The sequence below is a fragment of the Burkholderia sp. WP9 genome, assembly GCF_900104795.1.
GTDB lineage: Bacteria > Pseudomonadota > Gammaproteobacteria > Burkholderiales > Burkholderiaceae > Paraburkholderia.
In genome coordinates, this window is sequence record NZ_FNTG01000002.1 from 254,285 (window position 1) to 269,070 (window position 14,786).

General features: G+C 63.9%; 16 protein-coding genes. 8 read left to right on the forward strand and 8 right to left on the reverse strand.

The annotated features are described in order from the left end of the window. Nucleotides 1-46 precede the first annotated feature (46 nt). On the reverse strand, nucleotides 47-829 hold the full coding sequence (locus BLW71_RS22430; RefSeq protein ID WP_091801684.1) for a DeoR/GlpR family DNA-binding transcription regulator: 783 nt from the start codon (nucleotides 827-829) through the stop codon (nucleotides 47-49). 282 nt (nucleotides 830-1,111) lie between these two features. Here BLW71_RS22430 and BLW71_RS22435 point away from each other — a divergent pair, with 282 nt between their 5' ends. Next, nucleotides 1,112-3,607 (forward strand): GcvT family protein, encoded by a 2,496-nt coding sequence (locus BLW71_RS22435; protein ID WP_091801688.1) that lies wholly within the window; start codon nucleotides 1,112-1,114, stop codon nucleotides 3,605-3,607. 12 nt (nucleotides 3,608-3,619) lie between these two features. Here the strand turns inward: BLW71_RS22435 and BLW71_RS22440 are convergent, their stop codons facing one another. The 3 genes from BLW71_RS22440 to BLW71_RS22450 all read right to left on the reverse strand — a co-directional run bounded on the left by BLW71_RS22440 (nucleotide 3,620) and on the right by BLW71_RS22450 (nucleotide 5,629). Then, on the reverse strand, nucleotides 3,620-4,159 hold the full coding sequence (locus BLW71_RS22440; protein WP_091801691.1) for a cytochrome b: 540 nt from the start codon (nucleotides 4,157-4,159) through the stop codon (nucleotides 3,620-3,622). After that, nucleotides 4,156-5,247 (reverse strand): catalase family peroxidase, encoded by a 1,092-nt coding sequence (locus BLW71_RS22445; protein ID WP_091801693.1) that lies wholly within the window; start codon nucleotides 5,245-5,247, stop codon nucleotides 4,156-4,158. The genes BLW71_RS22440 and BLW71_RS22445 overlap by 4 nt, the downstream gene beginning before the upstream one ends. Nucleotides 5,248-5,359: 112 nt before the next feature. Further along, complete coding sequence (locus BLW71_RS22450) at nucleotides 5,360-5,629, reverse strand: DUF4148 domain-containing protein (protein WP_091801696.1); 270 nt, start codon at nucleotides 5,627-5,629, stop codon at nucleotides 5,360-5,362. 278 nt (nucleotides 5,630-5,907) lie between these two features. Between BLW71_RS22450 and BLW71_RS22455 the strand changes: the two genes are divergently transcribed. From BLW71_RS22455 to BLW71_RS22465, 3 genes are all read left to right on the forward strand, one after another. Next, nucleotides 5,908-6,630, forward strand: coding sequence for an anti-sigma factor family protein (locus tag BLW71_RS22455; RefSeq protein WP_091801698.1), 723 nt, complete (start codon nucleotides 5,908-5,910; stop codon nucleotides 6,628-6,630). Between the two features lie 139 nt (nucleotides 6,631-6,769). Further along, the gene (locus tag BLW71_RS22460; protein WP_091801701.1) at nucleotides 6,770-7,288 is read left to right on the forward strand and encodes a sigma-70 family RNA polymerase sigma factor; all 519 of its coding nucleotides are present in this window, start codon (nucleotides 6,770-6,772) and stop codon (nucleotides 7,286-7,288) included. Next, the gene (locus BLW71_RS22465; RefSeq protein WP_091801703.1) at nucleotides 7,285-8,112 is read left to right on the forward strand and encodes an anti-sigma factor family protein; all 828 of its coding nucleotides are present in this window, start codon (nucleotides 7,285-7,287) and stop codon (nucleotides 8,110-8,112) included. The genes BLW71_RS22460 and BLW71_RS22465 overlap by 4 nt, the downstream gene beginning before the upstream one ends. A 32-nt stretch (nucleotides 8,113-8,144) precedes the next feature. Here the strand turns inward: BLW71_RS22465 and BLW71_RS22470 are convergent, their stop codons facing one another. Beyond that, a complete protein-coding gene (locus BLW71_RS22470) occupies nucleotides 8,145-9,071 on the reverse strand; it encodes an AraC family transcriptional regulator (RefSeq protein ID WP_091801705.1) in 927 nt (308 codons plus the stop codon). A 205-nt stretch (nucleotides 9,072-9,276) separates the two neighbouring features. Here BLW71_RS22470 and BLW71_RS22475 point away from each other — a divergent pair, with 205 nt between their 5' ends. Continuing rightward, complete coding sequence (locus BLW71_RS22475) at nucleotides 9,277-10,182, forward strand: NmrA family NAD(P)-binding protein (protein ID WP_091808727.1); 906 nt, start codon at nucleotides 9,277-9,279, stop codon at nucleotides 10,180-10,182. A 26-nt stretch (nucleotides 10,183-10,208) separates the two neighbouring features. Then, the gene (locus BLW71_RS22480) at nucleotides 10,209-10,409 is read left to right on the forward strand and encodes a hypothetical protein (RefSeq protein WP_091801709.1); all 201 of its coding nucleotides are present in this window, start codon (nucleotides 10,209-10,211) and stop codon (nucleotides 10,407-10,409) included. Nucleotides 10,410-10,581: 172 nt separating this feature from the next. Here the strand turns inward: BLW71_RS22480 and ribA are convergent, their stop codons facing one another. Further along, nucleotides 10,582-11,232, reverse strand: coding sequence for a GTP cyclohydrolase II (gene ribA, locus BLW71_RS22485; protein ID WP_035516591.1), 651 nt, complete (start codon nucleotides 11,230-11,232; stop codon nucleotides 10,582-10,584). A 275-nt stretch (nucleotides 11,233-11,507) separates the two neighbouring features. On the opposite strand from ribA, the gene BLW71_RS22490 reads away from it, so the two are divergent. Then, nucleotides 11,508-11,951 (forward strand): CBS domain-containing protein, encoded by a 444-nt coding sequence (locus BLW71_RS22490; RefSeq protein WP_091801712.1) that lies wholly within the window; start codon nucleotides 11,508-11,510, stop codon nucleotides 11,949-11,951. Nucleotides 11,952-12,362: 411 nt separating this feature from the next. Here the strand turns inward: BLW71_RS22490 and BLW71_RS22495 are convergent, their stop codons facing one another. Further along, nucleotides 12,363-12,707, reverse strand: a complete 345-nt coding sequence (locus BLW71_RS22495) for a DUF4148 domain-containing protein (RefSeq protein ID WP_091801715.1) — start codon at nucleotides 12,705-12,707, stop codon at nucleotides 12,363-12,365. A 283-nt stretch (nucleotides 12,708-12,990) separates the two neighbouring features. After that, nucleotides 12,991-13,632, reverse strand: a complete 642-nt coding sequence (locus BLW71_RS22500) for a DNA-3-methyladenine glycosylase (protein ID WP_091801718.1) — start codon at nucleotides 13,630-13,632, stop codon at nucleotides 12,991-12,993. Between the two features lie 453 nt (nucleotides 13,633-14,085). Between BLW71_RS22500 and BLW71_RS22505 the strand changes: the two genes are divergently transcribed. Then, on the forward strand, nucleotides 14,086-14,442 hold the full coding sequence (locus BLW71_RS22505) for a BON domain-containing protein (protein WP_091801721.1): 357 nt from the start codon (nucleotides 14,086-14,088) through the stop codon (nucleotides 14,440-14,442). The last annotated feature ends 344 nt before the right edge of the window (nucleotides 14,443-14,786 follow it).

Here is a 14,786-nt window from a genome sequence, read left to right on the forward strand (position 1 = left end):
CGGCGAATTTTCGTGCGGCATCGATTGCCTGTGGTAACCGGCCATTTTACGCGTTGGACGCACCTGGCTGTGTGGCCACCTCCACATCCAGCCCGGCCGCGGCGAACACCTGAGCCAGCGCGGGTGCCGGCGCTTCATCCGTTACCAGCAGGTCGACGGCATCCGCGCCGAAAGCGTGCACCAGCGCGCTGTGGCCGAACTTCGCGTGGTCCGCGGCGACCACCCGCCGCTCGGCCTGAGCGAAGGCCGCCAGCGAAAAGGCCACGTCGGCGGGCAGCGCGTCCATGAAACGCCCCTGCATGTCGATTGCCGTGACCGAGGCGATCGCGTAGCGCACGTGGAACTGGCGCAGAAAGGCCAGCATGCTGTCTCCGAACGCGGCGCAGTCGTCCGGGCGCAACTCGCCGCCCGCGATGAATACACGGTTGCCATTGCGCGGCGCGAGCACGCGCGCGACTTCAATGGAATTGGTCACGACCGTGAGCCGCGATCGGACGACCAGCGCCTGCGCGATATGCAGACACGTCGTGCCGCCCTCGAGGATCAGCGAATCGCCGTCCCGCACCAGTTCGCCGATGCGCGCGCCGATCGCCCGCTTGCCCTCGAGGCTGGCCGCCATGCGCCGCTGGAACGGCGGTTCATCCAGCCGTTCGGGCAGCATGATGCCGCCGTGAACCTTGATCAGCAGGCCGTCGGCGATCAACGGCTTGATATTGCGACGGATAGTTTCGTCGGACACGTCGAAGCGGCCGGCCAGTTCGGTGATCGTGCAGGTGCGCTGCTCGCGGACGAGTCGCAGGATTTCGGCTTGGCGCTGGTTGGAGAACATGGAAATTGAGCGGTGACTGTCAGGTGGAGTCTAACAAAAGTCACGCTTCTTCGGGGTTGATAGCCACGCATTTCCAAGCAAACCCACACTGTGGCGCCATCGGGCAGCGGGTGCGCGCCGAGCCGCGGCGCAGGTACGCCTGACCTCGATAAACGACGAGACGCAGGGCTGAGCAGCGTGACGGTCGTATGACACGAGCGGATTTTCAACAATGACAGAGGTCGTTGCATTTCGTGTCTTTTTGGGGCAATCTACGCCAATTCAATCCACGCACTTCCACACATGTCCACATTCAGTCCCAACCACGCTCGCGTCGTTATCGTCGGCGGCGGGATCATCGGCTGTTCGGTCGCCTACCATCTGACCAAACTGGGGTGGACCGATGTGGTGCTGCTCGAACAGGGCCAACTGTCGTGCGGCACGACGTGGCATGCGGCCGGCCTCGTCGGTCAGTTGCGCGCCCAGGAGAGCATGACGAAGCTGATCCGCTATTCGACCGCGCTCTACGCCGAACTCGAAGCCGATACCGGACTTGCCACCGGCTGGAAGCAATGCGGCTCGCTCTCGGTAGCCCGCACCGCCGAGCGGATGACGCAACTCAAACGCACCGCGGCCGTCGCGCGCGCCTACGGCGTGGCCTGCGATGTCATCAGCCCGCAGGATGCCGGCGACCTGTGGCCGGTCATGCGCACCGACGACCTGCTCGGCGCGGTCTGGCTGCCCGGCGACGGCAAGGCGAATCCCACCGACCTGACCCAGGCCCTCGCCCGCGGCGCCCGCATGCGCGGCGCGCGCATCGTCGAAAACACTCGCGTCACGGCGATCCACACGCGCAGCGCGCAAGACGGCAAGGCAAGCGGCGCGCGCGAGGTCAGCGGACTCGCGTGGCGCAACAAGGACGGCGAAGAAGGCACGATCGGCGCGGACATCGTCGTGAATTGCGCAGGGCAATGGGCCAAGGCGGTTGGCCGCCTGTGCGGCGTGACCGTGCCGCTGCATTCGGCGGAGCACTACTACATTGTCACGGAGCGCATTGCCGGCGTGCATCCGGATCTGCCGGTCATGCGCGATCCGGACGGCTTTATCTACTTCAAGGAAGAAGTCGGCGGCCTCGTCATGGGCGGCTTCGAACCGGATGCGAAACCGTGGGGCATGAACGGCATTCCCGAGAATTTCGAGTTCCAGTTGCTGCCGGACGATTGGGATCAGTTCGAAATCCTGATGAAAAATGCGCTGCAGCGCGTGCCCGCGCTCGAAACGGCCCAGGTGCGGCAGTTCTATAACGGCCCCGAGTCGTTCACGCCGGACAACAACTTCATGCTGGGCGAAGCGCCTGAGTTGCGGCGCTTTTTCGTCGGCGCGGGTTTCAATTCCATGGGAATCGCCTCGGCGGGCGGCGCCGGCATGGCGCTCGCGGAATGGATCGTGGCGGGCGAGCCGACCATGGACTTGTGGCCGGTGGATATTCGCCGCTTCGCGCGCTTCAACGGCAACGACACGTGGCTGCACGATCGCGTGAAGGAAACGCTCGGCCTGCATTACGCGATGCCGTGGCCGAATCGCGAACTCGACAGCGCGCGGCCGTTTCGCCGCTCACCGCTGTATTCGCTGTTGCGTGACGAGGGCGCCTGCTTCGGCAGCAAGATGGGCTGGGAGCGCGCCAACTTTTTCGCGCCCTCGCCTGAAGAAGCGAAAATCGACTACGCCTTCGGCCAGCAGAACTGGCTGCCCTGGAGCGGCGCAGAACACCGCGCGTGCCGTGAAGGCGTCGCGCTGTTCGACATGACGTCGTTCTCCAAATTTCTCGTGAAGGGCGGCGACGCGCAAAGCGTGCTGCAAGGCATCGTCGCCAACGACGTAGACGTGCCGACCGGCACCACGGTATACACCGGCATGCTCAACGAGCGCGGCGGCTACGAATCGGATTTCACGCTCACGCGCCTTGCCGACGATCAATACCTGCTCGTCACCGGCAGCGCGCAAACCACACGCGACTTCGACACCATTGAACGGGCAATTCCGCACGACCAGCACTGCACGCTCGTCGACGTCACCGGACAGTACGCCGTACTCGCCGTGATGGGCCCACGTTCGCGCGAGCTGCTGCAAAGCGTCTCCAAGGCCGACTGGAGCAACGAAGCGTTCGCTTTCGGCCAAAGCCGCGAAGTGGATCTCGGCTACGCGACGGTGCGGGCCACGCGCCTCACCTACGTCGGCGAACTCGGCTGGGAGCTGTATGTACCGGTCGAATTCGCGGTGGGCGTGTACGAAACGCTGCACGCGGCGGGCGAGGCGTTCGGCCTCGTCAATGCTGGCTACTATGCAATCGACTCTTTGCGCATCGAAAAAGGCTATCGCGCGTGGGGCCGTGAACTCACGCCGGACACCAATCCGTTCGAAGCGGGTCTGTCGTTCGCGTGCAAGCTCGACAAGGAGATTGCGTTTCGCGGCCGCGACGCGCTGCTGAAATTGCGCGCCGAGCCGCTGCGCCGCCGCATGGTGGTGCTAACCGCCGACGGCGCCACGCAGCGCATGCTGTGGGGCGGCGAGGCGATCCTGCGCGACGGCAAGCCGGTCGGCTTCATCAGCTCGGCGGCGTTCGGACACACGCTGGGTTGTCCGGTCGCAATGGGCTACGTGAACAATCCCGACGGTGCAGCGGATACCGCCTACCTGAGCAGCGGCCACTACGCGATCGATGTCGCCGGCGAACTGCTGCCGGCCACCGTGCACCTGAAGGCGCCTTACGATCCGCGTTCGGAACGCATGAAGCAGTAAAGCGCTAAGCCGCTAACGCTCGCCGCGCGCCATACTCGAAAACACGCCGTCGCGGCGGATCAACCCATGAAACAACGCCGCTGCGAGATGCAGCAGCACCGTGGCGAACAGGGCAAATGCGAGCCACGTATGCAACGCGCGCAGCAACGCGAACAACTCGACGTTATGCGGTGCGATCGGCGGCAGATGCAGCGGACCGTATAGCGTGACCGGATAGCCCGCGGCGGACAGCATCGCCCAGCCGATCAACGGCATTGCCGCCATCAACGCATATAGCACGAGATGCGAGGCCTTCGCCGCGAACCGCTGCGGCGTGGGCATATCGTCCGGTAACGGCGGGCTGCCGCGCGTGAGTCGCACGCCCACGCGCACCACCACAAGCAGCAGCAACGCAATGCCGAGCGGCTTGTGAATCGCAATCAGCGTGTTGTGCGCGCGCGAGACGGTAGCGACCATGCCCACGCCGATGAACAGCATCGCGATGATCAAGGGCGCCATTGTCCAGTGCAGCAGCCGCGCGAGCGGACTGAAATGGGTGGGCGTCGGCCTCATGAGTGTGCTCCGTTTGTCTGGGCTTGATGAATCGCGGGATGCAACGCTTCCTCGCGCGTGCGGCGTTTGTACGAGAGCGCGTAAGCGGCCGAGCGCGCGGCGAGCAATGGATCGTCCGACGGTTCGATGCCGGCCGGCAGGATCGTCGGATCGAAGTTGACGTCGCGGCACGCGCCGTTTTCCTGCGACGTCGTGTGATCGATCACCAGCGTGCCCGCGTCGATATGCTGACGATCGTCGGGCCATTGCAGCGTGGCGTCGTTCGTGGGGTCGCCGGGTTGGGCGACGGTCAGAATCAGATGCCAGCGCAACGGGCCGTTTTCCAGCCGCTGGTCGAGGTCGGCTTCGAGAAAATTCTTCTCGGCTTTTTCGGCGTCGGTGATCGGTGCGTACGGCGTCTCGGGCACCATCGCCCAGCGCACGGCGCGCGTATGGCCGGCGCCGTCGGTGAAACGGAATGCGTTGATGCTGTAATACGCGCCATTTGCCAGACTCGAAGAAGGCGGATGCGCCTTGACCCATGCCTGGAACGGTTGAGTCTCGGGATTGGCGCCGTAAAACGCCTTGAGCTTGGCGGGATCCGCTTTGCCGGTCGCCGGATCGGGTGTTGCGGCGACCAGTTGCTGATAGAACTGCTCGGGCGTGTGCACCGCGAAAACGGGCGTCGAGTTCATTCCTGTGCGCCACTGCTCGCCGTTGCGCAGCTGGAATTCCAACGCGAGGCTGCGCACGGGCGAACTGGTGTCGGGCGCGGAGGGGTTGCCGCCGGGCACCGCGAAGCGGCCCGTCACCGGCGTGCGCCCCTGCGCGAATACAGTGGCGTGGGACAGCGCCGCGCCGTCACCGTTACTGTCGAAATAGCCTTCGATACACAGGCCCTTGGCATGGTTGCGCCGGTAGCCCGGATGCGGCTGGCCCGCGACTTTCTCGAAGGTGTTGATGAAACGCGGCGCGCTGAGGCGCGCTGGCGTCAGCCAGCCTGCCGTGTAGGCAAAGCCGCCGGCGAGAGCCAGCACGGCCGCGCCGATCACGGCGAGCCTGCAAGGCGCGCAGACAGGCCCGGGGTTGGGAACGGATGGTTTTGCCACGAAAACTCCTTGATCGGATAGATGCGCTTACCGGGCTAACACTGCATACCGCGATCTATTCCGTGCGATATCCGGCGCGCCAGTTCCATTTGCGCGCCGGGTATCCAGAGCTTCAATTGACGCTGCCGTCCTGCGCGCTTTGGCTCGCACCATGGCTGGCGGCCGCCGCTTGCGTAGCGAGTGCTTCTCTGTGTTGTGCGACCTGCTGGGCGAACACCGGGCTTACATCCGGATACGATGCGTCGGTGACGTAATTCAGGCCGTTCTGCTGCGCTTCGATCAATTCCTGGTACACCTCAGCGCGGGTCTTGCCTTGCGCGAAAGCGCTCGATGATGCAGCCAGAACAGCAACGGACAATGCAACGAAAGCGATCTTCTTCATGATGAACTCCAGCGAGTTTTGTGCGGGTTTGCATCAGGGAGAACCACACGCTCATGGCTTTTATTCCTGCCTCGAAGGCACGGAAAAAACATATCCGGAAGCGGGAATAAAGCGGCGCGAGATCGGGTTAGCTCGCGATCCGGCGGCTTGGTGGAGGCCGCGCGAAAGTGCGTTTTCGGCAAGCGCGTAGCGTTGAAATTGGCGCGTGAACATATGGAATAAACTCGGGGCTATACGTGTTCGCCCTCGGTAGCCGCCCTCCAACGCACGCCGACACCATGACCACCGACGCCCCTTCCAATTCGCCGCTTTCCGAAGCGGACATTCAGGCCTATGCAGACGGCACGCTGACGCCGGAGCGCGCCGCGTTTCTGCGGGACTATCTGGGCAAGGATCCGGCGGAGGCGCGCCGGGTGGCGTTTTACGGCCGACTGAACTCGCAGATCCAACAGGCCTTTCAAACAACTGACGAACCGGTGCCGAGCCGCTCCTCAGGATGGCGCCGCGCAGTCGCGCGCATCAATGGATCTAAACGCAGCCGCAAACTGCTCAACACGCTGGCGGCGCTCGCGCTCACGCTCGCGGTGGCGAGCGGCTGGCTCGCCGCGACACAGGTGTCGGCGCAAGCGCTGAACAATGCCGCGGTAATGGCGCTCGCCGAAAGCTCGGCCGGGCAATTCTCCGCGGCGTCGCCGACTCGCGCCGATCCGTCCGCGCCGAATCTCTCGGCGATCGGTTTGCGCCTCGTGGACCAAAGAGTGATCGCGCTGAGCCCGCTTCAGCGGGTCAGCGAATTCATCTATCTGAACGGCGACAATCAACCGGTGGTGCTGCTTTCCGCGTTGGCGTTGCTGGCGCCGGCGCAGCCGCAGTGGTCCGCGCGCCGCATCGGCGACATTCGCCTGTTGCTCTGGACCGCGCAGCGGCAGCGTTTCGTGGTTGCCGGCGACGCCCGCACCCACGGCCTGATGCGCGCCGCCGACGCGATGACCATGCGATGACTGCTGAAACGCAATACGTGATCTCACAGAAAGCAGGGGAATAAAGTGCAAGCAACGGTGTTCGCCCGTCAAACGCGTCTCTTCTTGCGACTGAAGGATGCCCCCTTGCCCGCGAAAAGCCCCACGATCGGGATAGAAAATGGATGTCCGTGACGAGCTGATGGAGCATGTGCCGCGATTGCGGCGCTATGCACGAGCGCTGATCAACAATCGCGACCTCGCCGACGATCTGGTGCAGGACACGCTGGAGCGCGCGCTCGGCCGTACCGGCATGTTCCAGCCGGGCACCGACCTGCGCGCGTGGCTGTTTACGATCATGCACAACGTGTTCGCCAATCAGGCGCGCAAGGCTTCGGCGCGCGCCGTTCACGTGGCGGTCGACGACGAAAGCGTGTCCGAAAGTGAATTCGCCGTGCCCTCGGAGCAGACCCGCTCCCTGGAGATGCGCGACCTCGACTACGCTTTGCAGCGGCTGCCGATGGAGCAGCGCGAAGTCGTCCTGCTGGTGGGCCTCGAGGAAATGAGCTATGCCGACGTGGCGCTCGCGCTGAACATTCCGATCGGCACGGTGATGTCGCGGCTGTCGCGCGGACGCGAGCGGTTACGGGCGTTGATGGCGGGCACGCAGCCCGGTGCGAAATTACAGGTGGTGCGATGAGCGACCAACAAATGCCGATCGGCGAAGAAGACCTGCATGCGTATGTGGACGGCACGCTGTCCGACGAACGCCGTGCCGATGTGGAGCGCGCGCTCGAACAGAATCCCGAACTGGCCGCGCGCATCAGCGATTATTTCTCCCTGAACAGCATGTTCCACGAGCGCTACGACCGCGTGCTGAGCGAGCCCGTGCCGAAGCGCCTGCAGGCACCCGCGCCGCGCCGCTGGCGGATTGCCGCGAACTGGCCGCAATTCGCCGGAATGGCGGCGGCGCTGGTGTTGGGCGTGGGCATCGGCGTGGGCACGCATATGGGCCAGGACGTCATCGCGCCGGTTGCGGGCGGCCACTCGGATACGCGCCCGGTCAGTGCGGACAGCTCCGAAATGTTCGCGCGGCAAGCGGCGGTGGCGCATGTTGTCTACATGCCCGCCGTGGACCGGCCGACTGAGATGAACACCGGCGATCACGAGCAGGATTTCGTGCAGTGGCTCTCCAACCGCCTCGGCACCAACGTGCATCCGCCGATTCTCTCGAAGAACGGCTTCAACCTCTCGGGTGGACGCCTGTTGCCCGGCGCCGACGGACCGACCGCGCAATTCATGTATCGCGGGCCGAACGGCGAGCGCGTCACGCTGTGCATTTCGCGTCGCCAGCAGAACTCGAACACGACGGCGTTCAAGCTGTACCAGGACGGCCCGGTGAACGTGTTTTACTGGATCGATGGCGACTTCGGCTATGCGGTGTCGGGCGGGATCGACCGCAAGCAGTTGCTGCAACTGTCGCATGACGTCTATGCGCAGCTCACGGGTGCGGCGCCGGGCTGACCGCGGCGCGATGCTGCGCGGCCCTCGAGGCTTTATCGCGATGCTGCGATGCGGCGGGCATTGTGCGGATCGAACGCAACACTGCCCGCCGCAGTCCCATTCGACTTGATCAACTCGCGTGGCGTGACACCCAACAATCGGCCCATCCAATGCGCCATGTGACTCTGATGCGCGAAGCCCGTATCGAGCGCGATCTGACTCGCGTTGAGCTTGCCTTGGAGCAGTAGCGTGCGCGCGCGCTCCACGCGCCGCTGCACCACGTACTGATGCACCGGCATGCCGAGCGTCTCGCGAAACAGCACCTTGAAATGCGGCACGCTCAATTCGGCGAGCGCCGCCAGTTCGCCCAGCGTGAGACGCTGATCCAGATGCGCTTCGATAAATTCGATCACGCGCGCGGCCGTTTTCGGGGCGAGCGTGCGCCGCTTGTTCTCGAGCGCCGGCGCACCGCCGATCAGGCGCACTACCATCGCCGTACACAGGCTCTCGGCGTACAAAGGATCGGATGCCTCAGCCGCTTCGAGTTCGGCGCGTAATGCCCAGGCGAGATACTGAAAGCGCGGATCGCGTAGCTGGAATTGCGGGCGCAATTGCGCGTCGGCGGAGTTTAACGACAGTTGCTCGACGGTCCGCTGCGCGAACGCTTCGCCGATCCACACGCTGAAAATCGTGCAGGCGGCCTCGTCGCTCCACTGCCCGTCGAGCCCGGCGGGAATCACGTCGGCGTCGCCGTGCGCCTGGATTCGCGAGTAGCGGCGCTCATTGCACAGGCAGCGCGCCCTCACCGGCGCGCCGACGTGCACCCCGACGCGGTGATACTTGAACGCCGGTATCCGGTGCAGCCCCGCCGACACGTTGACCAGTTCCGCACCAAAACCCTGCCAGCCGAGCAGCCTGCTCGAACGCAACACGACGCGGGAACCACTATGCGGTTGCGGTATCGGTGTCACTGCATTCATTGCGTCCCTCGTGGATGGCGGCCAAGGCTTCCGCATTGTGCGGCGTTTTTGGCGGTTTCGCTCGACTCTACGTGATTCAACGCTTCCGCCAAGGCGCGGCAGTTCAACCCATCATCCGAATCTGCGCAACGCCATCCCTACTTGCGCGAATGCCGGGCGCCGCGTCCCTAAGATGGCGTCATACCGACCCAACGAGGAGCGCATCGTGTTCGTGATTTTTGGAGCAGCCGGCAACGTCGGCAAAGCAAGCGCCGTGGCATTGCGCCGGGCCGGCCGCCGGGTGCGTGCAGTGGTCCGCAACGCAAACCAGGGCGAATTCCTCGCGAAGATCGGCTGTGAGATCGCCGTCGCCGATCTGCTCGACGCCGCGAGCGTGGCGCGCGCGATCGAAGGCGCGCACGGCGTGCAACTGCTGTGTCCGGTGCCGCATGCGCACGCCGATCCTGCGCAGGCCATGCGACGCATGATCGACACGAGTGTCGCGGCATTGCGCGCCGCCCCGCCTGCGCGCCTTCTCGCGCTCTCCGACTATGGCGCGGAACACGCAACCGGCACGGGCATCACCACGCTGTTCCACGAACTCGAAACGCAACTTCAAACCGTCGACTCGCCGTTGACCTTCCTGCGCGCCGCCGAACACATGCACAACTGGGCTCGCTTGCTGCCGGTCGCGCTCGCGAGGGGCGTGCTGCCGAGTTTGCATCATCCTTTGAGCAAGTGTTTTCCGAGCGTCGCCGCACAGGACGTGGGCGCGCTGGCTGCCGAACTGCTGCTCGACGATCGAGCGCCGCAGGTCTCGCCGCGGGTCGTGAGCATCGAAAGCGATGAGCGCGTGAGCGCATTGGACGTGGCGCGCACGATCGGCGAACTGGCCGGCCGTGCAGTCGTGGCGCGCGAAGCGCCGCGCGGCGAATGGGCCGCGATGCTTGAAGGCGCGGGCCTCAGCGAACCCCACGCGCGTTTGATCACCGACCTGTACGACGCGCACAACGCGGGGCGCATCGACGTGGAAACTGACATCAGCGAGCGGCGTTTCGGCGCGACGACGCTGGCGGAAGTATTGGCGGCGTTTCTGCCGCGCGTGGCCCCGGCTACGACAACCGCACGCTGAACGGCAACCGCACGAGGAGAGACGGCATGGATAGCTGCCCTTGGCTACGTGCCTCGATCGAGGCAAGCAAGGTTTCGACGCCCTGTCGTGCCACGCCGCCTGCGCACGCGAGCGCTCGTCGCCGGCAGACCAGCCTGGCGAGTGTTGCGGAACGGTTGGGCTGGCGCGCGCTGTGGGACCTACTCAACGCGATTCCCGACAGCAACGACGACTTCGGCATGTTCTGACCCACCGTGCTCCGGCGCGAAGCCGACGCAACGAGGGCATACCGAGGACACAACAAGGACACAAGAAGGGCGCAAAGCAAAGCGGCCGGAATTCCGGCCGCAAGATATTGACGAACCCGCCGCTACAGCGCCGGCCTCCGTTCAGCTACGGCAGCCGGCGTGTACGCGTGACTCATTCGTTTTCGTCGAAGTAGTGACCGAACTTGACCTGCTTGGTGCGGATATAACGCTCGTTTTCCTCGCGCATCGGGATGGCCAGCGCAACGCGCTCGCACACCGGAATGCCGTGCTTGGACAGCGTGTCGAACTTCTCCGGATTGTTGCTCATGAGCCGCACCGACGTGACCTTCAGCGTGCGCAGAATGCCCGCGGCGGAATCGTATTCGCGCGAGTCGTCCGGCAAGCCGAGGTCGAGATTGGCCTCGACGGTATCGCGCCCCTGCTCCTGCAGCGCATACGCGCGAATCTTGTTGGACAGGCCGATGCCGCGCCCTTCGTGGCCGCGCAGATACAGCAGCACGCCGCAGCCTTCCGCCGCGATGTAGCGCAGCGCGAGGTCGAGTTGCTCGCCGCAGTCGCAGCGGTACGAGCCGAGCACGTCGCCGGTGAGGCATTCGGAATGCAGGCGCGTCAACACGGACGACTTGTTGGCGACGTCGCCCATCACGAGCGCGAGATGTTCGGCGCCGCTCTCACACACGCGAAACACGTAGGAAGTGAACGTGCCGTAGCGCGTGGGAAGCGTGGCGGTGGCGTCGAGAACGACGCATTCGCCGTTGAGTGCGCCGTCTGCTGCAGGCGACGGATCGTGAGACGTGAGCATGGCGTTAGACAGTGGTGCTGACATGAACCCGATCAAACCGGGAATAAGGTACGGACTGGGGAGTTTACCGCTAATCGGCGTCCCGCACCCGTATGCCCTTGCACGCGACACGGAAGCCGCGCGGCGGCGCACCGTTCGTTACCCGAGTTGAACGTCGCGCGCGCCACAGTTATTCCCTGGGTACTCCGGCGCCTTGTCAGGCCTATACTGGAATCGCCTGTCCCTCACGACAGCGCGCCGCGCCGGCGTGCTGCACTGCGAAACGGAGCCGCTCCATGACAAGCGTTGCACAGCTTCTTAAAACGAAACCGAACAACACCACTGTGTTCACCATCGGGGCCGACGATTCCGTCTACGACGCGATCAAGCTGATGGCCGAAAAGGGCATTGGCGCGCTGGTCGTCACGGATGGCGACAGCATCGCCGGGATCATCACGGAGCGCGACTATGCGCGCAAGGTCGTGCTGCTGGACCGCTCGTCGAAGGCCACGCCGGTGCGCGACATCATGAGCAAAGCCGTTCGCTTTGTGCGGCCCGACCAGTCCACCGACGACTGCATGGCCCTCATGACGGAGCGGCGCATGCGCCACTTGCCGGTGATCGAGAATGACCGGCTGGTCGGCATGGTATCGATTGGCGACCTGGTGAAGAACATCATCGCCGAACAGCAGTTCACCATTCAGCAGCTCGAGTTCTATATTCACGGCGAGCGGCCCTGACGCAGGGCGCTCGCCCTGCTACCCGCACTAGCAAAAAAAGCCCAATCCGTAAAACGGTTGGGCAAAGCTACCTTGCGGCAGCGGAGGTTCCTTGAATGTGTAGGCCACGACCTTCGCGGTACAGCGGCGCTACAGTGTCGGCGACGCTGCTGATGCGCGACGCATTCGCATGCGCTCGCTGTTTAAAGCCGTGCGCGCGCCGCCTTCGGCGTGCGCGAATTCGAACTACTACTGCGATTCCCACTTCGTGCGGCTACGGGTGACGGGTGGATGTGAAGAGACGCATTGCCGTCCGATCGTCCTGTCACCCGCCGCAGCAACTTTCGACCAGCGCCCGGTCACGCAACCCGCCCGTTCAGCCCCCTCACGAAGCTGAACGCGCGTGCCCCGAGCGCCTAGTCACTTGTCGAATCAGTTACCGAAATACACGCCCTTGGGGCCCGACATCGGCTGGATCACGCCGCCGGCTTGCGACGAGCCGTTTGCCACGCCGCCGTAGCCACTGGTGTCAGCGACCGGCTCCTGCGTCTGCGCGATGGCCGGGTTCTGAGCCACTACGCGATGCTCAGCAGCCTGAACATCGGCCGGATACGTCGGATCATTGGACGTGGCTGGGTTATAACCAGCCTGCTCCATCTGGATCAGGTCCTGGCGTACATCCGCGCGGGTGACAGGTTGCTGGCTCGCCTGAGCGAAAGACGCGATCGGAGCGGCGAGAACTGCGGCAATAGCAACTGCCTTGATGAGCGATTTCATGATGACTTACCTCCAGACTTGGTTTTATTTGCGTCGCCTGAACACGGTATGTGAGAAGCGAGTGGTTTCAGTCTAGTCACCAGAGCGTCGAGGGAAAACCCTTGATTTCGAGATAAATAATTGTCGTGATCGCAATAATGCGCCGAACATTACCGCGAATCCCCATCCAACCAGCATCTTTGGCGTAATAATTGTCGGGATCGTAACCATTTGTGTCTGACATTTCAAAAATACGTCTGATTAGAGTGCGTTTTGCCGGCAGACGCCTCAGCACAGGTCAAATTTACGCCTCTTCGGACGCACCGGACTGGGGCGTCAGCAGAAGCTTTCGAGGCCCGCTGACAAATGCGCTGCCCGGTTCGTAGAACCGCAGCGGTCGATGCATTTCACGCGACAAGCCGATGCGGGTCGTCACGCCCACCGGCAGGTCGCCACGCTCCACGACGCCAATCCACAAATCGCGCCCCGCGCACAGATCCCGACCATCGAACGCCTGGCCGATGCCGAGCGCCATGGTGAGCCGCCCGGGCCCGCGCGCCAGATCGCGCAGCGGCACGCCGGGCCGGCGCGCTTCCATCAGCGGCAAGCCTTCGAGGGGCTCGATCGCGCGAAACAGAATGCCGGCGCCGACATCCTCGGCCTCGGCGGACATGTTGAGCATGTACGAGAGTCCATAGGTCAGCCGCACATACGCGTAACCGCGGGCGAGAAACAGCGAACGGTTATACGGACGGCGGCCGATAAATGCATGGCCCGTCGAGTCCCCCACCGGATAGGCCTCCGTTTCGACGATTCGCCCGCTCATGCGCCCTTCCGGCAGATCGTGCACGAGGTATTTGCCGATCATGAAGCGCGCGAGTTGCACGGTATCGAGCGGTAAATCGTCACGAAGCAATGGCACGATTGGAAGTTGCTGTTTCCGCATGCGTCAGGCCTTGTATTGAAGCCACGAGAGGCGAGAGATTCGAGTGAGACGAAAGCGTGAGATGCCCCGCCCAATAGTTGACAGTTCGACCGGCCGGTTATTGGCGCCAAAACTCGCCGCAAAATTAATCGCAAATACAGCAATGCGCGCCCGATATCAAGCAATACGACGCCATCGGTCTGTTTTCATCGGCCCAATCGTTGTAGCAAAACCTCACTTGCGTACGGCGTTGCCATCACCATGGCACTAATTGGAGTATCGTGTGTTTCCGGCCTGCAGCACAGCCTTTGCCGGCTCGCGTGTGTTTCGGCCCGCCCGAATCAGCGTAAAGATGTAAAGCATTCGCACGATCCGCAGCACCGTTCCATTCAGATTTGATCCCGATGTACCCGCTGGTGTAGCGCACCGCCCCATTCCGGGGGCGCAGTGCCAATGACAATAGGAGAGAGTTGAATGAAAGCATTTCCGGCAATCAAGATGATCGGCAGCGCGCTGATCGTTCTCGCGTCCCTCAATGCCTATGCGCAAAGCAGCGATGCAGCAGCCCCGGCTGCCACATCGGCATCGCCGTCGGCCAAGCAGACCAAGGCGGCCGACCGCGCCCTGGGACGCAAAGTCCGCAGCGCATTGTCGAAGACCAAGGGTCTGAGCGTGTCGAACATCACCGTGCGCGCGCGCGGTGGCGCAGTGACGCTGGCCGGCTCCGTGCCTGAGCAGCCGCAGGTCGACCTGGCCACTCAGACAGCACAAGGCGTGGCCGGTGTGACGTCGGTCAAGAACGCCCTGACGATTCGTCCGGTCGGCCAGTAATCGGCTGAACCCGTCGTAACGAAACGACCGGGCGCCAGTCCCTCTCACGGAGCGCTGGCGCCCTGGCGCGACTCCCGGCGGCTTCGCCGGGCGCCGCGCAGTGCAGCGCAGGTTGCCCGCACGCCGGGATTTGCCCGGCCGCTCGGGTCCAGCCAACGAAACCACATGTTCCCGCTCGCCGCGCCCTGGCAGCGCGTGAGCCCATGCCGGCCGCGCCATTCTGCGTTATCCAGTTCCTCTCACTGACAGTTACCATTTGCGCTCACAGGATGCCGAAGGCGCCTCGTCAATCTCCGCGCCAATGGAGCGCCACCTAGCCGACCATTATTCTTTATAATTTAAAG

Excerpts from the sequence above, each read along its gene's own strand:
- BLW71_RS22430 (WP_091801684.1), bottom strand. The coding sequence starts at position 829 with ATGTTCTCCAACCAGCGCCAAGCCGAAATCCTGCGACTCGTCCGCGAG.
- BLW71_RS22435 (WP_091801688.1), top strand. The coding sequence starts at position 1,112 with ATGTCCACATTCAGTCCCAACCACGCTCGCGTCGTTATCGTCGGCGGC.
- BLW71_RS22440 (WP_091801691.1), bottom strand. The coding sequence starts at position 4,159 with ATGAGGCCGACGCCCACCCATTTCAGTCCGCTCGCGCGGCTGCTGCAC.
- BLW71_RS22450 (WP_091801696.1), bottom strand. The coding sequence starts at position 5,629 with ATGAAGAAGATCGCTTTCGTTGCATTGTCCGTTGCTGTTCTGGCTGCA.
- BLW71_RS22455 (WP_091801698.1), top strand. The coding sequence starts at position 5,908 with ATGACCACCGACGCCCCTTCCAATTCGCCGCTTTCCGAAGCGGACATT.
- BLW71_RS22460 (WP_091801701.1), top strand. The coding sequence starts at position 6,770 with ATGGATGTCCGTGACGAGCTGATGGAGCATGTGCCGCGATTGCGGCGC.
- BLW71_RS22465 (WP_091801703.1), top strand. The coding sequence starts at position 7,285 with ATGAGCGACCAACAAATGCCGATCGGCGAAGAAGACCTGCATGCGTAT.
- BLW71_RS22470 (WP_091801705.1), bottom strand. The coding sequence starts at position 9,071 with ATGAATGCAGTGACACCGATACCGCAACCGCATAGTGGTTCCCGCGTC.
- BLW71_RS22480 (WP_091801709.1), top strand. The coding sequence starts at position 10,209 with ATGGATAGCTGCCCTTGGCTACGTGCCTCGATCGAGGCAAGCAAGGTT.
- ribA (WP_035516591.1), bottom strand. The coding sequence starts at position 11,232 with ATGCTCACGTCTCACGATCCGTCGCCTGCAGCAGACGGCGCACTCAAC.
- BLW71_RS22490 (WP_091801712.1), top strand. The coding sequence starts at position 11,508 with ATGACAAGCGTTGCACAGCTTCTTAAAACGAAACCGAACAACACCACT.
- BLW71_RS22495 (WP_091801715.1), bottom strand. The coding sequence starts at position 12,707 with ATGAAATCGCTCATCAAGGCAGTTGCTATTGCCGCAGTTCTCGCCGCT.
- BLW71_RS22500 (WP_091801718.1), bottom strand. The coding sequence starts at position 13,632 with ATGCGGAAACAGCAACTTCCAATCGTGCCATTGCTTCGTGACGATTTA.
- BLW71_RS22505 (WP_091801721.1), top strand. The coding sequence starts at position 14,086 with ATGAAAGCATTTCCGGCAATCAAGATGATCGGCAGCGCGCTGATCGTT.